Genomic DNA, 19,221 nt, shown 5'->3' on the forward strand with positions numbered 1-19,221 from the left:
TTTTCCTGTCTGGAGCATTTTGCAGGCGGGGGAAATACCCGCCCGCGAAAATGCGGCAAAAACAAAAGGTCGAGCGAATGCAGGCATCCGCTCAACGGGACGCGATTACTGCTTCAGGCTCGGCGCAATGCCGATGCAGGCTTCGCAAAGGCCGGCGACCGAAGCGACCGACTTGTCGAAAGCTTCCTTCTCGGCCTTGTTGAGGTCGATCTCGATGATGCGCTCGACGCCGCCGGCACCGATGACGGTGGGAACGCCGACATACATGTCCTTGACGCCGTACTGACCGGTCAGGTGTGCCGCGCAAGGCAGAACGCGCTTCTTGTCCTTGAGGTAGGCTTCAGCCATTTCGATCGCGGAGGCGGCCGGTGCGTAGTAGGCAGAGCCGGTCTTGAGCAGGCCGACGATTTCGGCGCCGCCGTCACGGGTGCGCTGGATGATTTCTTCGAGGCGTTCCTTGGTGACCCAGCCCATCTGGATGAGGTCGGTCAAAGGAATGCCGGCAACGGTCGAATAGCGGGCGAGCGGCACCATGGTGTCGCCGTGGCCGCCGAGAACGAAGGCGGTGACGTCCTGAACCGAAACGTTGAATTCCTGGGCGAGGAACAGGCGGAAGCGGGCGCTATCGAGAACGCCGGCCATGCCGACGACCTTGTTCTTCGGCAGGCCGGAGAACTTCTGCAGCGCCCAGACCATGGCGTCGAGCGGGTTGGTGATGCAGATCACGAAGGCGTTCGGGGCGTACTTCTTGATGCCCGCGCCAACCTGTTCCATGACCTTGAGGTTGATGCCGATCAGATCGTCGCGGCTCATGCCCGGCTTGCGGGCGACACCGGCGGTGACGATGCAGACATCGGCGCCTTCGATGGCGGAATAGTCGCTGGCACCCGTCAGGTTCACGTCGAAGCCTTCGACCGGGGAGGACTGGCCGATGTCGAGGCCCTTGCCCTGGGGGATGCCGTCGGCAATGTCGAAGAGGACGATGTCGCCCAGTTCCTTCAGGCCGGCGAGATGCGCCAGCGTGCCACCAATCATCCCTGAACCGATAAGTGCGATCTTGTTGCGCGCCATGAAAGTGCTTCCTTTGTGATCCCAAACTGATCGAGGCCTGAAACGCCGCAAACGCCAAACCTTCGCCGGAAGCCATTAAACGGCAATCGTTAAAATATCAATCGATACTTTTGGATGGAACAATTTCAATCGGTTAGATCATAAAATTCTTACGTAAACGTAAAAATTATCGTCATTCGCGCGTCACGAAACCGCAATATTTTCAGGATGTTCTGCCGCATATTCCGCGCTCTGCATCTCGATCAGCCGCGAAACGGTCCGGTCGAACTCGAAGCCTTCCGTGCCCTTCTTCAGCGTCAAAAGGTTCTGCGGTTCGGCAGCGGCCGAGGCAAAGAGGCGGGCGCCGTTGTCGTAGAGCGTGTCGACCAGCAGGATGAAGCGCTTGGTTTCGTTGCGCACATGCGGCCCGAGATGCGGCACGTGATCGACGAAGAGGGTGGAATAGCGCTCGAGGATCGCAAGATAGTCGGCAGCACCGAGCGGCTGCTGGCAAAGGTCGGTGAAGCTGAAACGGGCCGCCTTTCCGGCTGCTGCCGGCACCGGAATCTTGCGGCCCTTGCGCGGCACCTCGGCGGGCGCGACGGCGGCCCCTGCCGTTTGCCTGTTCCAGGCCTGCGCCATCGCCGCGTCGGCCTCGGGTCCGAGCGGTGAGATCCACACCGGGCTGCCGTCCGTCTTCATCAGGCGGTAGTCGGTATCGGTGTCGAGCGAGATGATCTCGGCATTCGCCTTCAGGAGATCGATGAACGGCAGGAAGAGCCCGCGATTGAGACCGTCGCGGTAGAGATTGTCAGGCGCCACATTGGAGGTTGCGATCAACACGCAGCCCTTGGCGAAGAGTTCGCTGAAAAGCCGGGCGAGGATCATCGCATCGGCAATGTCTGTCACCGTGAATTCGTCGAAGCAGAGGAGCCGCGCCTCGCCGAAGAGGTCGGAGGCAACCGGCGGAATGGGATCGGCCTGCTTCGTCTCGCCGTTCTTCAGCTTCTGGCGGTGCCTGTAGATCCGCTCATGCACGTCGGCCATGAACTCGTGAAAATGCGCCCGGCGCTTGCGCTGGATCGGCACCGCCTCGAAGAACATGTCCATCAGCATGGTCTTGCCGCGACCGACACCGCCATGGATGTAGAGCCCCTTGACCGGGGGATGATCCTTCTTGCGCGAGGCAAAGAGCCAGCCGAGCGCATTGGTCTTGCGCGATGGCCTGCTTGCCAGGAGCTCGGCCGAAAGATGATCGAATCGCCGGGCGATCGCGAACTGGGCCGGATCGCGTTTTCGCTCGCCGCTCTGAACGAGTGTTTCGAGCTTGCGGTAGATGCTGTCGTCAGGATTGAGCACGTCTCACCCGAGGTGGACCGGAAAACAAGAAGCCCGGCGATTAGCCGGGCTGGACCAGGTCATTAGCGGCTGAGGCTGACCGGCTGGCCGCCATTGGTGGAGCCGTCGAAGCGCGCATCGGCCGTCTTGTAAAGGCGAGCGATGGCGTTGCCGGTGCGGTCCTTGAGGACGACCTGCTTGCCGGCCACTTCCCAGGAACCCATAGCCGTCAGCTCGCCGGCGCAACCACGCGTGCCGCCGCGCGAACCGCTGCCGAGGTTGGTCAGCGTCAGGAACATGTCGCAGGAGCTGCCGGCGCTCGAAACGCGCCAGTTGCCGACCATCGATTCCTTGGTCACATCGAGCGCGTTGGTGGCTGCTGCTACCTGGGTACCAGGTTGAGCGGCACCGGCCATTGCCGTTCCCGCCGTCGGTGCAGCCGGGAATTGTGACGTGTTGCCGGTGGGATCAGGGAGTTGGTTCGACGAGACCGACGGTACGGGCTGGGCCTGGAGGGGAGCAGGTGAAGAATCCTGGGAGCTGAAGCCACCCATGGATGTCCGCTGGCATCCGGTCAGCGCAAGCACAACCGCCAGCCCCGCCGCCGCATGAATAACCCGCATATCTTTACTCCCGATGTGTTCCGCGAACCATGATGCAACGCGATAATATAGGCCGAAATACAGCAAATCCACCTGTCAAATCAAGGGACGACGATTCATGTCTACCTGTTGCAGGATTGAAACGTCTGCGCGAACGGGACAATGACGACTTCTGGCCCGGCAGCATGTTGCTTCAGGTGACCGAAATGACTGTCTTGCGCCGGCACAATCAACGATTGCCGGACGGACAAACAAGGCCGTTCGAGGAAGCTCCTTCACCCGGCGAAGAAAAAACGCAAACGGCGGGCACAGGGCCCGCCGCAACATGCGATAGCGCGTCGATTACCTCGGATCAGACCCGACGCTCGACCAGCATCTTCTTGATCTCGCCGATCGCCTTGGCCGGGTTGAGACCCTTCGGACAGGCCTGCGCGCAGTTCATGATCGTGTGGCAGCGATAGAGGCGGAACGGATCCTCGAGATTGTCGAGGCGCTCGCCGGTCGCTTCATCGCGGCTGTCGATCAGCCAGCGATAGGCCTGCAGCAGAACAGCCGGACCGAGGTAACGGTCGCCGTTCCACCAATAGCTCGGACAGGAGGTCGAGCAGCAGGCGCACAGGATACATTCGTAGAGGCCGTCGAGCTTCAGACGGTCCTCATGGCTCTGCTTCCATTCCTTGGCCGGCGTCGGCGTGACCGTCTTCAGCCAGGGCTCGATCGAGCGGTGCTGGGCATAGAAGTGGGTGAGATCCGGCACCAGGTCCTTGACCACGGGCATATGCGGCAGCGGATAGACCTTCACCGTGCCGTTGACCTCATCCATGCCCTTGGTGCAGGCAAGCGTGTTGGTGCCGTCGATGTTCATCGCGCAGGAGCCGCAGATGCCTTCGCGGCAGGAGCGGCGCAGCGTCAGTGTCGGATCGATCTTGTTCTTGATGTAGAGCAGACCGTCGAGCACCATCGGGCCGCAATCGTCGATATCGATATAGAAGGTATCGATGCGCGGATTGGCGCCGTCATCCGGGTTCCAGCGGTAGATGCGGTATTCGCGAACATTGGTCGCGCCTTCCGGCTTCGGCCAGACCTTGCCTTCGGTCATCTGCGAGTTCTTGGGGAGAGCGAGTTCAACCATGTGCCTAATTCCTCAAGATCAGTAGACGCGAGCCTTGGGCTCGATCTTTTTCGGATCGATGCCTTCGGCGATCAGGTCGGTATGAACAGGGCGATAGTCGAGCTTGACGTCGCCGGCCTCGTTGACCCAAGCGAGCGTGTGCTTGCGCCAGTTGACGTCGTCACGGCCGCCAAGCGCCCCGCCGGTATAGTCTTCGCGGGCGTGCGAGCCACGGCTCTCCTTGCGCGCTTCGGCGCCATAGATCGTGGTGATGGCGTTGGCCATCAGGTTCTGCAGTTCCAGCGTCTCGACGAGATCGGAGTTCCAGATCATCGACCGGTCCGTGACCTTGACGTCGGGCAGTTCCTTCCAGATCGCCGAGATGCGCTTGCAGCCCGATTCCAGCGATTCCTGCGTGCGGAACACGGCCGCATCTTCCTGCATGGCGCGCTGCATCTTTTCGCGCAGCACCGCCGTCGGCGTCGAGCCGTTGGCGAAACGCTGGGCGTCGAAGCGGGCCATGATCTTGTCGCAGGCGGCAACGTTGATCGCCGGGATCGCTTCGTTGCGGTCGATGACCTGGCCGGCGCGGATGGCGGCGGCGCGGCCGAAGACCACCAGGTCGATCAGCGAGTTGGAGCCGAGACGGTTGGCACCGTGCACCGAGGCGCAGCCGGCCTCGCCCACGGCCATCAGGCCGGGCGCGGTGCGCTCCGGGTTCTGGCTGTCGGCGTTCAAGACTTCGCCCCAGTAGTTGGTCGGCACGCCGCCCATGTTGTAATGCACGGTCGGCAGGACCGGGATCGGCTCGCGGGTCACATCGACGCCGGCGAAGATCTTTGCCGATTCCGAGATACCGGGCAGGCGTTCGTGCAGCACGGCCGGATCGAGATGGTCGAGATGCAGGAAGATGTGATCCTTGTTCTTGCCGACGCCGCGGCCTTCACGGATTTCCATCGTCATGCAGCGCGAAACGACGTCGCGCGAAGCAAGGTCCTTGGCCGACGGCGCATAGCGCTCCATGAAGCGCTCGCCTTCGGAGTTGACGAGATAGCCGCCTTCGCCGCGCGCACCCTCGGTGATCAGGCAGCCTGCGCCGTAGATGCCGGTCGGGTGGAACTGGACGAATTCCATGTCCTGCAGCGGCAGGCCGGCGCGTGCGATCATGCCGCCGCCGTCACCGGTGCAGGTATGAGCGGAGGTTGCCGAGAAGTAGGCGCGGCCGTAACCACCGGTCGCAAGCACCACCATCTTGGCGGAGAAGCGGTGGATGGTGCCGTCGTCGAGGTTCCAGGCGACGACGCCGGTGCAGCGGCCGTCGTCCGACATGATCAGGTCGAGCGCAAAATACTCGATGAAGAACTCGGCGTTGTTGCGCAGCGCCTGGCCATAGAGCGTGTGCAGGATGGCGTGACCGGTGCGGTCGGCGGCAGCGCAGGTGCGCTGCACCGGCGGGCCTTCGCCATAGTTCTGCATGTGGCCGCCGAACGGCCGCTGGTAGATCTTGCCTTCCTCGTTGCGCGAGAAGGGCACACCGTAGTGCTCGAGCTCATAGACCGCCTTCGGCGCTTCCATGGCGAGATACTGCATGGCGTCGACGTCGCCGAGCCAGTCGGAGCCCTTGACGGTGTCGTAGAGGTGCCACTGCCAGCTGTCCGGCGTCATGTTCTGCAGCGAGGCGGCGATGCCGCCCTGGGCGGCAACCGTGTGCGAGCGTGTCGGGAAGACCTTGGTGATGCAGGCCGTCTTCAGGCCCTGCTCCGCCATGCCCAGCGTGGCGCGCAGGCCGGCGCCGCCGGCGCCAACGACGACGACGTCGAAGGCGTGGTCGACATACTGGTAGGCCTTGCCGTTTGCAGCGGGTGAACTGTTCGATGCCATGACGAAATTACCCTGCAAAAGCGATCTTCAGGATGGCGAAAAGACAGAGCCCGCCAACCACGATCGCGAAAAATGTGTTGAGCATGAGAAGGGCGATCTTCGCGCCTTCACCGTGCACGTAATCCTCGATGATCACCTGCATGCCGAGCTTCATGTGGATCAGTCCCGAAAGCAGGACCAGGCCCATGACCACGGCGACGAAGGGGTTCGAAAGGGCCGAAACGACCTCCGCATGGGGAGCGCCGGCATAACGAACGAGGAAGATGACGAAGAAGATCAAGAGCGGAACGTTGGCGACTGCCGTGACGCGCTGGCGCCAGAAGTGGTCAGTGCCTTCCTTGGCGGAGCCGTAGCCGCGGACCTTGCTGAGAGGTGTGCGCATGTTCATGGTCCTGTCCCCTCAGTACCGCACGAGATAGCCGACCACCCAGATCAGCACGGTAAGCGCTACCGACCCGACGATCGTTGCCTTGGCCAGCTTGGTGGCGAAGTGCTTCTCGTAGCCGTAGCCGAGGTCCCACGTGAAGTGGCGCAGGCCGCCGAGCATATGGTGCACCAGCGCCCAAGTGTAGCCGAAGAGCACCAGCTTGCCGAGAAGCGTGCCGAACAGCCAGCTGACCCAGTCGTAGTACGCTTCGCCGGACGCGGCGGCGATCAGCCACCAGGCAACGAGGATGGTGCCGAAGTAGAGCGCGCCGCCGGTAATGCGGTGCACAATGGACATCACCATTGTCGGGATAGGCTTATAGATTTGAAGATGCGGCGACAGCGGCCGGCTTCTTGTGACATCCGTCATCGGAACCTCACGGAAATGCCCGGATTCACGCCCAAAAAGTGGACGATTTTAGTCCGGTATCGCACCTGATTGTGCGCAATTCAGTCCTTCGGACCTTTAATCACCATATTGCTTAACGACAAGTGTGTTTGCAGTGCAAAATCAATTTAATCGATTAGACGAAAAGCGGCATTTTCAGGTCCGACCGAGACGTGGCGCCCAGTTAACGATACGGGCGAAAACCATAACCAAATCCGTGACTTTCCAGCGGAATTGCCCCAGAGTGCGGTTAACGATTTGTTAAGCGTTTTGCGGAGGACGGACAGAATGACTCTGTTGCGGGCATTCCATGCGACCAAAGTTCTAGCACTTGCGGGCCTGCTTGTCGCGACTGCCTGCCTGCCGGTGCGGGCGGGAGACTGGGGCGGGCCACGGGAAGTGCAGACGCGCACCCGACACATCAGGCTGTATTCGCATCGTTCCTTCAGTCGCCACGAGTTCGACCGCATGGGCTACGGCACAACGTACAGCCGCAATCGCCTGCCACGCAACCAGTGGGCCGCCGAGAACGGACCGCCAGAAGTCGAGACCCGGACCCGGCATATCCGCTTTCCCCGGTATCGTCCTTACGACAGGCAATATAGCGAACGCCTGCGCTATCGCGACGGCTGGGGGCGGGACCAGGCAGTGCGTAACATCTGGACATCAGGCGACCGCTATGATCATCGCCCGGATAGCTACGGCGGTGAACGGCTTGATATCTACGGCGGCGATGGCTTCCCGGACACGATCGGTAGCATCGGCACCTATGCCGGCGGCATTTCGGCCTATAGGGATCCCGGCAACGGCATCTACTTCAGCCAGGAGGGCAACTACAGCTACTATGACGACGGCCAGTTTACGCCGCCGCCGCAGGTGAAGCGCGCAAAGATCATCGTGATGTCGCCGAAAACGTTCAATCGCGCCTGCGCCTGGGAGCACGGCGTCTGCGTGATCCGGCGATAGCGGTGACGGCTCCCACCGAGGAGCCACCGGGCCTGCGCGCGGTCACACGCCCATGGCGCCGATGATGGCGCCCATCGCCGACAGCACCAGCAGCCAGTGCACGCCGTCGATCAGCGACAGGCTCCAGCCGAATCCCTGGTAGCGGTGATTGACGACCATGCTGGTTGCGACGAAACCGAGCCACTAAAAGCGGTGACCTGGGCCGGGCCGAGATGGCCGACGACACCGGCGACCATCGTCGCCATCACTAGTTCTGAGACAAAGGAAATCGCGAAAAGAACCGGCGACATCTGCGCCGTCGCGGGGTCGATGCGCGCCGCCTTCATCCAGGGTTTGCCGAGAACGCCGTAATAGCCGGCGCCAATGACGAAGGCCGCAATGGCGGCAATCAGCACCGCCAGATAGTTCATGCCCGCAAAAGCCATCTTCGTTCCCCTCATCCCCTTATCGTTTTTAGGAAGTTGGAAGCGAATGCGTTGCCGCTGTCAATCGGGCACGGAAGGAGCCGTTGATGCGCCGAACTGCCAGACCGTCGTGCGCTTGACCTCGCTGTCTTCAAGCGCCCTTGTGACCGGCACTTCGTAGGTCGCCAGCGCCGTCATCCTGTCGCGCGGACAATAGGAGCGGCCGGGATCGCCGACGATGACGGTCGCGCCGCCGGAGCTGAGCGCCGTAAACCAGGGCAGCAGGCGCTCGGCAAAGGACTTGTCGTAGAAGACGTCGCCGGCAAGGCAGAGGTCGGCGGCCAGATCGCGGCCGGTAATATCCTCTGCGGTGTAGGCAATATCGACGCCGTTCAGTTCGGCATTGAGCCGCACCGCCGTCTCGGCCCAGGGATCGATATCGGCCGCAAGAACAGAAGCCGCCCCCGCCTTCATCGCGGCGATGGCGACCAGCCCGGAGCCCGAGGCAAAGTCGACGACGCGTCGGCCGCGAACGACCTCCGGATGATCGATGATATAACGCGCGAGCCCCTGCCCGCCGGCCCAGGCAAAGGCCCAGAACGGCGGCGGCAGACCGATTTCCTCCAGCTCCTCCTCGGTTTTCAGCCAGAGCTCATGCGCTTCCGTCGCCAGATGCAGCCGGATTTCTGGCACATGCGGCGGCGACAGAACGTCGGTGTTGGCGCGGATGAAGCTTTCGGGATCGGTCTTCAAGAAACACTCCGAGCGTGATCCGAAATGCGGGAGCCGGTTTTCGGATAAATCACGCGGAAAAACAAAGCTACCGTGGCGGACTGTCGAACCCGGCCATGCGGCAGACCTCGATCCATTCGTCCTCGGTGACCGGCTGGACTGAAAGGCGCATGCTGGTGACCAGCGCCATGTTGGCGAGCTTGGGGTTATCCTTGATCTCCTTCAGCGTCACCGGGCGCGGCACGTCGCGAACAGCGCGAATGTCGACGCAGTCCCAGCGGGCATCGCCCTCGGCGGTCGAATCCGGATGCGAAAGCGCGCAGACCTCGGTGATGCCGACGATTTCAAGCCCTTCGTTCGAGTGGTAGAAGAAGCCCTTGTCGCCGATCTGCATCGCCCGCATGTTGTTGCGTGCGAGGTAGTTGCGCACGCCGGTCCATTCGGTGCCCTTCGCGCCGGCATCCTTCTGCATCTGCCAGGACCACTTGAAGGGCTCGGATTTGTAAAGCCAGAATGCCATCGCGCCTCAAGCCTCCGGGTTGTTGAAGACCCAGTTGAAGGCCTTGATTTCGACGTTGGAGAACAGGCCGGCCTTGGCGTAGGGATCGGCTTCGGCGATGGCGCGCGCATCGTCGATCGTCTCGGTCTTGACGATCACCAGGCTTCCGGTCGGCTTGCCGTCGTCGCCGAGGAAGGGGCCGGCCATCTTCAGAATGCCCTTGGCATTGAGGTCGTTGAGATAGGCGACGTGATCCGGACGCGTGTCCAGCCGAAGCTGCAGCGCGCCTGATTTGTCGGTGCATTGAAGTGCGAAGAGCATGCTTCCTCCTGACGAAGTCATTCCTGGGTGATCGGACGGGACATCAATTGTTCAAGGGCGGTGCGCACATCGAGCTTGCCGTCGATGATGGCGGCGACCGCCTCGGTGATCGGCATCTCGACGCCAAGATCGCGGGCGACGCGGGCGGCGACCGAGGCTGCAAAGGCCCCCTCGACGAGTTCGCCCTGGCGTCCGCTGCCGCGGCCATCCTTGCCGAGCGCAATGCCGAAGCGCAGGTTGCGCGACTGGTGGCTGGTTGCCGTCAGCACGAGATCGCCGAGCCCCGAGAGGCCGCGAACGGTATCGGCATCCCCGCCTTCGGCGACGACGAAGCGGGACATCTCCGCAAGGCCGCGCGAGATCAACGCCGCCCGGGCGCTGTCGCCCAAACCTGCGCCTTCGACGATGCCGCAAGCGATGGCAAGCACATTCTTCAGCGCGCCGCCAAGTTGCACGCCGATGCGGTCTTCTGAAGGGTAGAGACGGAAGGTCGGGCCTGACAGAGCCTCCGCAAGCAGCGTCGCCGTGTCGTTGTCGGCGGCAGCAACCACCATCGCCGTCGGCAGCCCCTTGGCGATGTCAGCTGCAAAGCCGGGGCCGGAGAGCACGCCGATGCCGTGGCCCGGCAATTCTTCCGCCAGCACGTCGGTCAAAAGCCGCCCCGTTGCCTGCTCCATGCCCTTAGCGCAGGTGACGATCGTCGCCGCGGCATTGATCGACGGACCGTATTGCCGCGCCGCATCGCGGTGTGCCTGCGATGGCATGACGAACAGCACGATCTCAGCGTCGCCAAGCACCGCAGCATCCGCGCTGTGCTTGAGCCCTGCCGGCAGGTCGATGCCCGGGAGCGACGGCTCGTTGCGGCCGGTCAGCCGGCATTCATCCGCGGTTTCCTCGCGCCGGGCGAGAAGGGTCACATCGCTGCCGTTAGCGGATGCGGCGACGGCCGCAAGCGCCGTGCCGAAGGCACCCGCTCCGACCACCACGATCTTCGGGTTGGTGTTCATATCCTGTCCATCATGCCCTGGCTGCTTTCCGTCATGCCTTGGCGCCGCGCTTGCCCGAACCAAGCAAGGTCTGCGCCTTTTGGTCGAGCGGCCAGCGCGAGCGCGGCGCGACATCGAGACCATCCGCCGGCAAACCGGCGGCAAACCGTTCGGCACCCGCCCAGGCGATCATCGCGGCATTGTCGGTACAAAGCGCAAGCGGCGGCGCGATGAAATCGAAGCCGTTCTTGTTGCAGAGTTCCTGGAGCGTTGTCCTGAGCACCTGGTTGGCGGCAACGCCGCCGGCAACGACCAGCGCCGGCCTTTCCACGGACGCGTGATCCGTCTTGAACCGCTTCAACCCGCGCCCGATCCGATCCTTGAGCGTGCGCGAGATCGCGCGCTGGAAGGAGGCGCAGATGTCGGCAATATCCTGGTCCGTCACCGGCTCCAGCGACTGCGCCGCCTGGCGCACCGCCGTCTTCAGCCCGGAGAATGAGAAATCGAGCCGGGCATCGCCGACCAACGGGCGCGGAAAATCGAAACGCTCGCCATTGCCATTGCGGGCGGCACGCTCGACGGCCGGCCCCCCGGGATAGGGAAGACCGAGCAGCTTGGCCGTCTTGTCGAAGGCCTCGCCGAGCGCATCGTCGATCGTCGTGCCCCAGCGCTCGTAGTCGCCGACACCCTTGACCAGGATCAGCTGCGTGTGGCCGCCGGAAACGAGCAGCATCAGATAGGGAAAACTCAGACCATCGGTGAGCCGCGCGGTCAGCGCGTGACCTTCCAGGTGATTGACGGCATAGAGCGGCTTGCCGGTTGCCCGCGCGATCGCCTTGCCCGTCATCAGTCCGACGATGAGGCCGCCAATCAGACCGGGACCACTTGTCGCAGCAATCGCATCGATGTCGTTGAGCGTCACGCCGGCCCGCAGCAGCGCCTCCTCGATCAGGGTGTCGAGCGCTTCGACATGGGCGCGCGCGGCAATCTCCGGAACCACGCCGCCATAGGCGCTATGCTCTTCCAGCTGGCTCAGGACGACGTCGCCGAGGATGCTTCCCCTGCCGTTTTCGTCGCGCAGCACGACGGAAGCCGCGGTTTCGTCGCAGCTTGTTTCTATGCCGAGGATGCGCATGGGCGGAGACATCAGGAACTACTCAAAGATTGCGGTCGCACCGAAAGGTGGGTACACGGAACTCCGGTAACAATGGATAGCCTTTGATGCAAACAAAACCTTTCCGGATCGGCACGCGTGGCAGCCCACTGGCGCTCGCTCAAGCCCATGAAACGCGCGATCGCCTCGCGGCCGTGCATGGTCTGTCGCCGGAAATGTTCGAGGTTGTCATCCTTTCCACCAAGGGCGACCGCATCACCGATCGGTCGCTGGCCGAGATCGGCGGCAAGGGCCTGTTCACCGAGGAAATCGAGCAGCAGCTCCTGTCGGGCGAACTCGATTTCGCCGTGCATTCCTCGAAGGACATGCCGACCAAGCTTCCAGATGGCCTGTTTCTTTCCGCCTTCCTGCCGCGCGAGGACATTCGCGACGCCTTCATCGGCCGCACCGCACCCAGGCTCCTGGAATTGCCCGAAGGCGCGACTGTCGGCTCGTCGTCGCTGCGCCGGCAGGCGCTGATCCGGAGGCTCAGGCCCGACATCAACGTCATCACCTATCGCGGCCAGGTCGAGACGCGGCTGCGCAAGCTCGCCGAAGGCCAGGTCGATGCGACGCTGCTTGCCTATGCCGGCCTGAAGCGGCTCGGCATGGCCGACGTGCCGACAGAACTGCTCGACCCGGAAGAGTTTCCGCCGGCACCGGCGCAGGGCGCGATTTGTATCGAGAGCAGGATCGGCGACAAACGCGTCAACGACCTGCTCGCCGCCATCGACGATAGCAGAACCCATGAGGCGGTCGCCTGCGAACGCGGCTTCCTTGCGACGCTCGACGGCTCCTGTCGAACGCCTATCGCCGGCCTGGCGGTCTCGGACGGCACGCATCTGCGTTTTTCCGGCATGATCCTGACGCCGGATGGCAGCACCCATCACCGCATCACGGTCGAAGGCAAGGCTGCCGATGCCGAAGCCCTCGGGCAAAAGGCCGGCGAAGATATCCGCGCGCAGGCGGGACCGGGCTTCTTCTCGAGCTGGACTTGAGCCATGCGGCTGCTCGTGACCCGGCCGCAGCCCGCCGCCGAGGCTACGGCCCGCCGTCTGGAAGTCATGGGTCATCAGCCGCTGCTGTTGCCGCTGGCGCGGGCGGAACATTTGCCAGAGGCGGCACGGAAAGCACTCGAAAGACCACATGCCGCAGTCGCGCTGACCAGTGCCGAAGCCGTACGGGCGTTGGGCGAACTTGGCGCCGATCTGGAGCCCTATAAAGCGGAACCCTGCTTCTGCGTCGGCGAAGCGACGGCCCGGGCGGCGCGCGATCTCGGCTTTACCTCGCTCCACACGGGAGAGGGAACCGGCAGGAGCCTTGCCGAAACGATCGCCGCCACGCTTTCTGCATCGCGGGCGCCCCTCCTCTATCTCGCAGGTTCCCCCCGCTCCGACGGACTTGAAGCCACGCTACGGCAGCTTCGCATCGAGCATGTCACGGTCGAATGCTACCGGATGCAGCCGATCGCCCATCCGCCCGACATATTGGCGCGCCTGATATCGGCCGGCCGGCCGGACGCGGTGCTGCTCTATTCCCACGACACCGCGCGACGCTTCGCCGCGCTGCTTGTCGAAGCCGGCCTCAAGACCGCCGCTTTCTCTCCGCGCTATCTCTGCCTCAGCGCCGCCGTTGCCGGAGCGCTCCCGGATGGAGCCTCAGTCGAGGTCGCAGCAAGACCAGACGAAGAAAGCCTTTTCAGCCTTCTCTAATGCTATTTCGATCAAAAACGGAAGCAAGGGGGCTTTCCCTCACCGGCCAGCCTGACTAGGTTTGTTGCAAGAACCGACAGGCAACAACGGTAAGAGGTCACCATGGTATCGGAAAACCCGCCGCGCCGCTCGAAAGCCGAGAAAGAGCCGCTGACGATCGACCTTGAAGCGGAAAAGACCGTGACGGAAAATGCCGAAACGACGGCAAACCCCGCGGCAACCGCCGATGAACCGACCGAAATCCCCAAAGCCGATGGCGCAGCGGAAGCCCGCGTCGAAGAGGAAATCGAGGAGCAGCGCGCCGATGCGGCAGCCGCCGCCTTCAACGAGGAGCCGCCGCATTTAAGCCGTGAGCCTGAAGCAAGCCCCGTACAAAAGCCGCCGTCCAATTCCGGTTCACTGGCAGCCGGGATCCTCGGCGGCCTGGTGACGCTGCTCGGCTTCGGCGTGCTGCAATATGCCGGCTATGTGCCGGGGCTCGGCCCCGACCGCGGCACGTCTTCCACAGAGCTGACGCTTTCGAGCGAGATCCAGGCCCTGCGCGATCAGGTGGCCGGCATACAGGCGCCAACCACAACCGTCGACATTGCACCGCTCGAGAACCGCCTCGCCGCATTGGAACAGACGGCAGCACAACCGGGCGCCGGCGGAGTGGCGACCGGCGAGATGACGGCACTCAAGGCCGAAGTGACGAACCTCACCAAGGAGATCGCCGCGCTGAAATCAGGCCTTGCCGAAGCGCAGCAATCGGCAACGACGGCCAGAGCCGAACTGGCAAGCCGCATCGATTCCGCCGAACAGAAACTCAACGAACCCGCCAACGATATCCAGGTTGCCAAGGCCGTCGCCGTCACCGCGCTTAAGACCGCGATCGATCGTGGCGGGCCGTTCCTGGCTGAACTCGATGCGCTTCGCAGCATCGCCCCTGATGAAACGGCCGTCACCGCCCTCGCTCAGGATGCGACGACGGGCGTGGCAACGCGCGCCGACCTTCGCCGGGATTTTGCAACCACATCCAATACCATGCTCGACGCGCTTAATCAGCCGGACCCGAACGAGGGCATCTTCGATCGCCTCGTCTCCAGCGCCATGTCGGGCATTCGCGTGCGTCCCGTCGGCAGCGTCGAAGGCGACACGCCGGAGGCCGTCGTCGCCCGCATCGAGGACAAGCTCAACAACGGCGATCTTAAGGGCGCGGCATTGGAATGGGACGGTCTTCCGGCTGCGGCCAAGACCGCCGGTGAACCGTTCAAGGTCAAGCTTGACCAGCGTCTCCGGGTCGAAGGCATCATCGATGCGGCGGTCGCGGCAACGATGAACAAGTCCACCACCCAGGGCTGAGGAAGACAGACATGATCCGCATTTTGATCTTCATCCTGATCGTTCTGGGTCTCGGCCTCGGCTTCGCGTGGCTCGCGGATCGGCCGGGCGAACTGTCGCTCGTCTGGCAGGGCCAGCTCATCGAAATGAGCCTGATGCGCGCGGCATCGCTGCTGATCTCGCTGGTCGCCGCCGTGCTGATCGCCATCTGGCTGGTGCGCACCATCTGGCTGTCGCCACACACCGTCACCCGCTATTTCCGCGCCCGAAAGCGCGACAGGGGCTACCAGGCACTGTCGACTGGCCTGATCGCCGCCGGCGCCGGCGACGCCAACCAGGCGCGCAAGATGACCGCCCGCACCCGCGGCCTGATCAGCGCCGATCAGGAACCGCTGATCCACCTGCTCGAAGCCCAGACGTTCCTGATCGAAGGCAAATACGACGACGCGCGCAAGAAGTTCGAACTGATGGCCGACGATCCGGAAACGCGCGAACTCGGCCTGCGCGGTCTCTATCTCGAAGCCAAACGCCTCGGCGCACACGAGGCGGCGCGTCAATATGCCGAGCGGGCAGCCGAAAAAGCGCCGCACCTGCCCTGGGCGACACTGGCAACGCTCGACAGCCAGAGCCAGGCCGGACAATGGGATGACGCACTGCGCTTGCTCGACCAGAGCAGGACAGCCCATGTGCTTGAGCGCAAGGAGGCCGACCGCAAGAAGGCCGTGCTTCTGACCGCCCGCGCCATGACGCGCCTCGACGGCGATGCCAAGGCGGCCCGCGACGACGCGCTTGCAGCACTCAAGCTCGACGAAAATCTGGTGCCCGCCGCACAGGTGGCGGCAAAGGCGCTGTTTCGCGAGGACAACCTGCGCAAGGGAGCATCGATCCTCGAAAAGGCCTGGAAACATGAGCCGCATCCCGATGTCGCCCGCCTCTACGTGCGGGCACGCGGCGGCGACACGGCGGTCGACCGGCTGAAGCGGGCGAGAAAACTCGAATCGCTGCGCCCGAACAACGCGGTGGCCATGGCAGCCGTCGCCGAAGCAGCACTCGAGGCGCGCGAGCTTCTGCTTGCCCGCACCAAGGCGGAGGCCGCAGCCCGGCTGGAGCCGACCGAAAGCATCTTTCTGCTGCTTGCAGATATCGAGGAGGCCGACACCGGGGACGAGGGTCGCATCCGCCACTGGATGGCCCAGGCCCTGAAGAGCCCGCGCGATCCGGCCTGGACGGCCGACGGCGTGACTTCCCCGACCTGGCTACCGGTCTCGCCGGTCAGCGGACGGCTCGACGCCTTCGAATGGAAGGCACCGGCCCTGCAACTGGCCGCACAGGTCGAGGATGGCCACCTGAGCGCCGATGAAGCGATCCGCAGCCTGCCCCCTGTCATGGCTGAGCACCATCCCGTAGGCCACGGCACGGCTCCGGCCAAACCGGTCGTCGATACGCCCGTGATCATCGAAGCCGCAGCCGAGACGCCGCGCGAGCGCGCCGAGCCGATCAAGGTGGTGGAAACGAAAAGACCTGCCCCGATCGTCGAGAGGACACGCGAGAAGGACGGCGCCTCCAATGGCGAGCCGGTCGCCGACCCGTTCTTCGGCCGTCCTCCGGATGATCCCGGCGTGCGGGAACCGGCTGTCGGCAAAAAAGTGTCGGAAAAGACCACTTTCCGATTGTTCTGAGTTTTGAGGGGCTGTGGGCGAAAACATGTTTGAACGCTTCCGGACGTTTCTTGAGGGCCTGACCGGCCCGACGACGCGGATCGAGAGGGGTGATCCGCGCGTGGCGGTCATCGCGCTCTGCATTCAGGTGATGGAGGCGGACGGCAAGATCCTCGCCTCCGAGCAGCGCAAGATGCGCGCCATCATCAAGCAGCACTATGAACTCGACGATGCAGCACTCGACGCGCTTGTCGAAGCCGGCAAGTCCGCCGAAAGCGAGGCCATCGACTTCTATCAGTTCACCGCCGAAGTGAAGCGCCACCTCTCCGAAGAGCAGCGCATCGAATTGATCGGCATGCTCTGGGAGGTCGTCTACGCCGATGGCGAGCGCAGCGAGATGGAAGATCACGTGATCTGGCGGATCGCCGATCTACTCGGCGTCTCCGGGCGGGACCGGGTTTTGAAGCGACGGGAGGTCGCGGCCAGGATCGATGCGGCGGAAGAAGGCGAACCGCAACAGGAAAGCTGAAATGCCGATAGCCGCCGAGACCGACAGGAAGCCCATCCTCATCGTCCTGCACCAGGAGCGATCGAGCGCCGGCCGTGTTGGCCAGATCCTCGCGCAGAAGGGTTTTTCCCTCGACATCCGTCGTCCGGCGCTTGGCGACGAGCTGCCACCGACGCTCGAGCACCACGGCGGCACGATCATCTTCGGCGGGCCGATGAGCGCCAATGACGAGGAGGATTTCGTCCGCCGCGAGATCGACTGGCTATCGGTGCCGCTCAAGGAAAACAAGCCCTATCTCGGCATCTGCCTGGGCGCGCAGATGCTGGCGCGCAACCTTGGCGGCAAGGTCGCGCCGCATCATGAAGGCATGACGGAAATCGGCTGGTACCCGCTGGTCGCCACCGACGCCGGGCGGGCACTGATGGACTGGCCTGACATGGTCTATCACTTCCATCGCGAGGGGTTCGATCTGCCTGCAGGTGCCGAGTTGCTGGCAACCGGCGAAACCTATCCGAACCAGGCCTTCCGCTATGGCGAAAACGCCTGGGGCATCCAGTTCCATGGCGAGCTGACGCGCGCGATGATGCATCGATGGGTGGTGCACGGCGCGCACCGCTTCGAACTGCCCGGCGCCCAGATGGGCAAGGCCCATCTCGACGGGCGCATGCAGCACGATGCGCCGTTGCGCACCTGGATGGAAAATTTCCTCGATCTCATTTTCGTGCAGGCGGGCTCCAGGCAGGCGGCCTGACGCCAAGCTTTGCAGCTCGAACCCGCGCATTTCCTGGAAAGGCTCTAACGATGATGCTCCGGCACGTCGAGCGTGTCGATCTTGCGCAACTGCGGGAAGCCGAGCGCCCAGAGCGCTGACACCAGCAACGTGCCTGCGCCGCCGAAAGCGACGGCAAAGATTGCGCCAAAGCCGGATGCCATCATGCCGGCCCGGAACTCGCCGAGCTCGTTGGAGGCGCCGACGAACACCATGTTGACGGCATTGACGCGGCCGCGCAGCTCGTCCGGCGTCCACAGCGTGATCAGGATCTCGCGTACATAGACCGAAATCATGTCGGCAGCGCCCATGACCACCAGTGCAGCGATCGATATCCATGGCGTTGCCGACAGGCCGAAGACGACGGTGCCGAGGCCGAAGAGCGCGACGCCGGTGAACATGTAAAAGCCGGCGCGGTGGCGAATGGGGTGGGCGGCAAGCCACACCGCCATGCCGACGGCGCCAACGCCGGGGGCGGCGCGCAGCAAGCCTAGGCCCCATGGGCCAAGATCAAGGATATCGCGGGCAAAGACCGGCATCAGCGCGACAGCGCCGCCGAGCAGCACCGCGAACAGATCGAGCGAGATCGCACCGAGCACCACCTTCTCCGCCTTGATATAGCGGAAACCGGCTGTGATCGTTTCCCAGCTCTGCACCGGTGCCTTGGAGCGCGCCGCCGGCTTGGGGATGGCAAACACCATCAGCGCCGCGGCGGCGAAGAAGCAGACGCCGACGGCATAGGGCGCAACGGAGCCGAAGCCATAGATCAGGCCGCCTGCAACCGGACCGACGATCATCGCCGTCTGCCACGAGGTCGAATTCCAGGCGATCGCATTGGGTAGATCTTCGGGCGGGACGAGATTGGGTGCCAGCGACTGCGAGGCGGGGGCGAGAAACGCCCGCTCGATGCCGAAGACGACCAGGATCGCATAAACAGGCCAGGGCGAGAAAAGCCCCGTGACCGTCAACGTGAGCAGCGCCACGGCACACAGCGTGCTGACGGCCATGCAGATGCCCATGATCATGCGCCGGTTATAGCGATCGGCAACTGACCCCGTGACCAGAATCAGCACCAGCGACGGCAGGAACTGGAAGAGCCCGATAAGCCCGAGGTCGAACGGATCGCGCGTCAGGTCGTAGATCTGCCAACCGACCGCGACTGAAATGATCTGAATGGCAAAGTAGGCAAGGAAGCGCGAGAAGAAATAGCGGCGATAACCGACATGCCCGAAGGCGGCAAAACGGTGGGTGGTATGAACGGCAGACATAGGGGAAACGCTCCTCGATGGTACCGATCTTTGTCCGATCCGCATTAAACATGATCGCGCACGGTAAATCGGCGTACTTGCTCGTTTAGGTCTCAATGTCTACATGTCTGTCAATAACGATTTGGAGAC

Annotated in this window: 22 protein-coding genes; 7 read left to right on the top strand and 15 right to left on the bottom strand. The window is 63.4% G+C overall.

The window, feature by feature from the left end; genetic code table 11:
• Positions 1–105: 105 nt before the first annotated feature.
• The 7 genes from mdh to sdhC form a co-directional block, all read right to left on the bottom strand.
• The gene (gene mdh / locus J3R84_RS16595; RefSeq protein WP_025425086.1) at positions 106–1,071 is read right to left on the bottom strand and encodes a malate dehydrogenase; all 966 of its coding nucleotides are present in this window, start codon (positions 1,069–1,071) and stop codon (positions 106–108) included.
• A gap of 183 nt (positions 1,072–1,254) precedes the next feature.
• Positions 1,255–2,409, bottom strand: coding sequence for a cell division protein ZapE (gene zapE / locus J3R84_RS16600; protein ID WP_025425087.1), 1,155 nt, complete (start codon positions 2,407–2,409; stop codon positions 1,255–1,257).
• 62 nt (positions 2,410–2,471) lie between these two features.
• The gene (locus J3R84_RS16605; protein WP_025425088.1) at positions 2,472–3,011 is read right to left on the bottom strand and encodes a protease inhibitor Inh/omp19 family protein; all 540 of its coding nucleotides are present in this window, start codon (positions 3,009–3,011) and stop codon (positions 2,472–2,474) included.
• Positions 3,012–3,342: 331 nt separating this feature from the next.
• On the bottom strand, positions 3,343–4,122 hold the full coding sequence (locus tag J3R84_RS16610; protein WP_025425089.1) for a succinate dehydrogenase iron-sulfur subunit: 780 nt from the start codon (positions 4,120–4,122) through the stop codon (positions 3,343–3,345).
• An 18-nt stretch (positions 4,123–4,140) separates the two neighbouring features.
• Positions 4,141–5,982: a succinate dehydrogenase flavoprotein subunit gene (gene sdhA, locus J3R84_RS16615; RefSeq protein WP_025425090.1), complete on the bottom strand. Its 1,842-nt coding sequence runs from the start codon at positions 5,980–5,982 to the stop codon at positions 4,141–4,143.
• A 7-nt stretch (positions 5,983–5,989) separates the two neighbouring features.
• On the bottom strand, positions 5,990–6,370 hold the full coding sequence (gene sdhD / locus J3R84_RS16620) for a succinate dehydrogenase, hydrophobic membrane anchor protein (RefSeq protein WP_025425091.1): 381 nt from the start codon (positions 6,368–6,370) through the stop codon (positions 5,990–5,992).
• A 12-nt stretch (positions 6,371–6,382) separates the two neighbouring features.
• Positions 6,383–6,778, bottom strand: coding sequence for a succinate dehydrogenase, cytochrome b556 subunit (sdhC, locus tag J3R84_RS16625; RefSeq protein WP_203528596.1), 396 nt, complete (start codon positions 6,776–6,778; stop codon positions 6,383–6,385).
• Between the two features lie 306 nt (positions 6,779–7,084).
• Between sdhC and J3R84_RS16630 the strand changes: the two genes are divergently transcribed.
• The gene (locus J3R84_RS16630) at positions 7,085–7,762 is read left to right on the top strand and encodes a hypothetical protein (RefSeq protein ID WP_025425093.1); all 678 of its coding nucleotides are present in this window, start codon (positions 7,085–7,087) and stop codon (positions 7,760–7,762) included.
• A 42-nt stretch (positions 7,763–7,804) separates the two neighbouring features.
• Here the strand turns inward: J3R84_RS16630 and J3R84_RS38760 are convergent, their stop codons facing one another.
• The 7 genes from J3R84_RS38760 to tsaD all read right to left on the bottom strand — a co-directional run bounded on the left by J3R84_RS38760 (position 7,805) and on the right by tsaD (position 11,851).
• On the bottom strand, positions 7,805–7,921 hold the full coding sequence (locus tag J3R84_RS38760; protein WP_309239157.1) for a hypothetical protein: 117 nt from the start codon (positions 7,919–7,921) through the stop codon (positions 7,805–7,807).
• Positions 7,873–8,187 (bottom strand): DUF1761 domain-containing protein, encoded by a 315-nt coding sequence (locus tag J3R84_RS16635; protein ID WP_309239158.1) that lies wholly within the window; start codon positions 8,185–8,187, stop codon positions 7,873–7,875. Before J3R84_RS16635 ends, J3R84_RS38760 begins: the two co-directional genes overlap by 49 nt.
• Before the next feature lie 60 nt (positions 8,188–8,247).
• Positions 8,248–8,919 (bottom strand): class I SAM-dependent methyltransferase, encoded by a 672-nt coding sequence (locus J3R84_RS16640; RefSeq protein WP_025425095.1) that lies wholly within the window; start codon positions 8,917–8,919, stop codon positions 8,248–8,250.
• A 67-nt stretch (positions 8,920–8,986) separates the two neighbouring features.
• Entirely contained in the window at positions 8,987–9,418 is a 432-nt protein-coding gene (locus J3R84_RS16645; RefSeq protein ID WP_025425096.1) for an EVE domain-containing protein, read from the bottom strand.
• A 6-nt stretch (positions 9,419–9,424) separates the two neighbouring features.
• Positions 9,425–9,718 (bottom strand): YciI-like protein, encoded by a 294-nt coding sequence (locus J3R84_RS16650; RefSeq protein ID WP_025425097.1) that lies wholly within the window; start codon positions 9,716–9,718, stop codon positions 9,425–9,427.
• Positions 9,719–9,735: 17 nt separating this feature from the next.
• Entirely contained in the window at positions 9,736–10,725 is a 990-nt protein-coding gene (locus J3R84_RS16655; protein WP_025425098.1) for an NAD(P)H-dependent glycerol-3-phosphate dehydrogenase, read from the bottom strand.
• Between the two features lie 31 nt (positions 10,726–10,756).
• Positions 10,757–11,851 carry a tRNA (adenosine(37)-N6)-threonylcarbamoyltransferase complex transferase subunit TsaD gene (gene tsaD / locus J3R84_RS16660; RefSeq protein WP_025425099.1) on the bottom strand — a complete coding sequence of 365 codons (1,095 nt, stop codon included), beginning with the start codon at positions 11,849–11,851 and terminating at the stop codon, positions 10,757–10,759.
• Positions 11,852–11,925: 74 nt separating this feature from the next.
• Between tsaD and hemC the strand changes: the two genes are divergently transcribed.
• The 6 genes from hemC to J3R84_RS16690 all read left to right on the top strand — a co-directional run bounded on the left by hemC (position 11,926) and on the right by J3R84_RS16690 (position 17,806).
• Positions 11,926–12,855, top strand: coding sequence for a hydroxymethylbilane synthase (hemC, locus tag J3R84_RS16665; protein WP_025425100.1), 930 nt, complete (start codon positions 11,926–11,928; stop codon positions 12,853–12,855).
• 3 nt (positions 12,856–12,858) lie between these two features.
• Positions 12,859–13,569: a uroporphyrinogen-III synthase gene (locus tag J3R84_RS16670; RefSeq protein ID WP_025425101.1), complete on the top strand. Its 711-nt coding sequence runs from the start codon at positions 12,859–12,861 to the stop codon at positions 13,567–13,569.
• 102 nt (positions 13,570–13,671) lie between these two features.
• Positions 13,672–14,910 (top strand): COG4223 family protein, encoded by a 1,239-nt coding sequence (locus tag J3R84_RS16675; protein ID WP_203528598.1) that lies wholly within the window; start codon positions 13,672–13,674, stop codon positions 14,908–14,910.
• Positions 14,911–14,921: 11 nt separating this feature from the next.
• Positions 14,922–16,568, top strand: coding sequence for a heme biosynthesis protein HemY (locus J3R84_RS16680; protein ID WP_025425103.1), 1,647 nt, complete (start codon positions 14,922–14,924; stop codon positions 16,566–16,568).
• Positions 16,569–16,593: 25 nt separating this feature from the next.
• Positions 16,594–17,076, top strand: coding sequence for a tellurite resistance TerB family protein (locus J3R84_RS16685; RefSeq protein WP_025425104.1), 483 nt, complete (start codon positions 16,594–16,596; stop codon positions 17,074–17,076).
• A gap of 1 nt (position 17,077) precedes the next feature.
• Positions 17,078–17,806 (top strand): glutamine amidotransferase, encoded by a 729-nt coding sequence (locus J3R84_RS16690; protein WP_025425105.1) that lies wholly within the window; start codon positions 17,078–17,080, stop codon positions 17,804–17,806.
• A gap of 44 nt (positions 17,807–17,850) precedes the next feature.
• On the opposite strand, the gene J3R84_RS16695 is transcribed toward J3R84_RS16690, so the two are convergent.
• Positions 17,851–19,092 (bottom strand): MFS transporter, encoded by a 1,242-nt coding sequence (locus J3R84_RS16695; protein WP_025425106.1) that lies wholly within the window; start codon positions 19,090–19,092, stop codon positions 17,851–17,853.
• Between the last annotated feature and the right edge of the window lie 129 nt (positions 19,093–19,221).

Source organism: Ensifer canadensis (assembly GCF_017488845.2).
Classification (GTDB): Bacteria; Pseudomonadota; Alphaproteobacteria; order Rhizobiales; family Rhizobiaceae; genus Ensifer; species Ensifer canadensis.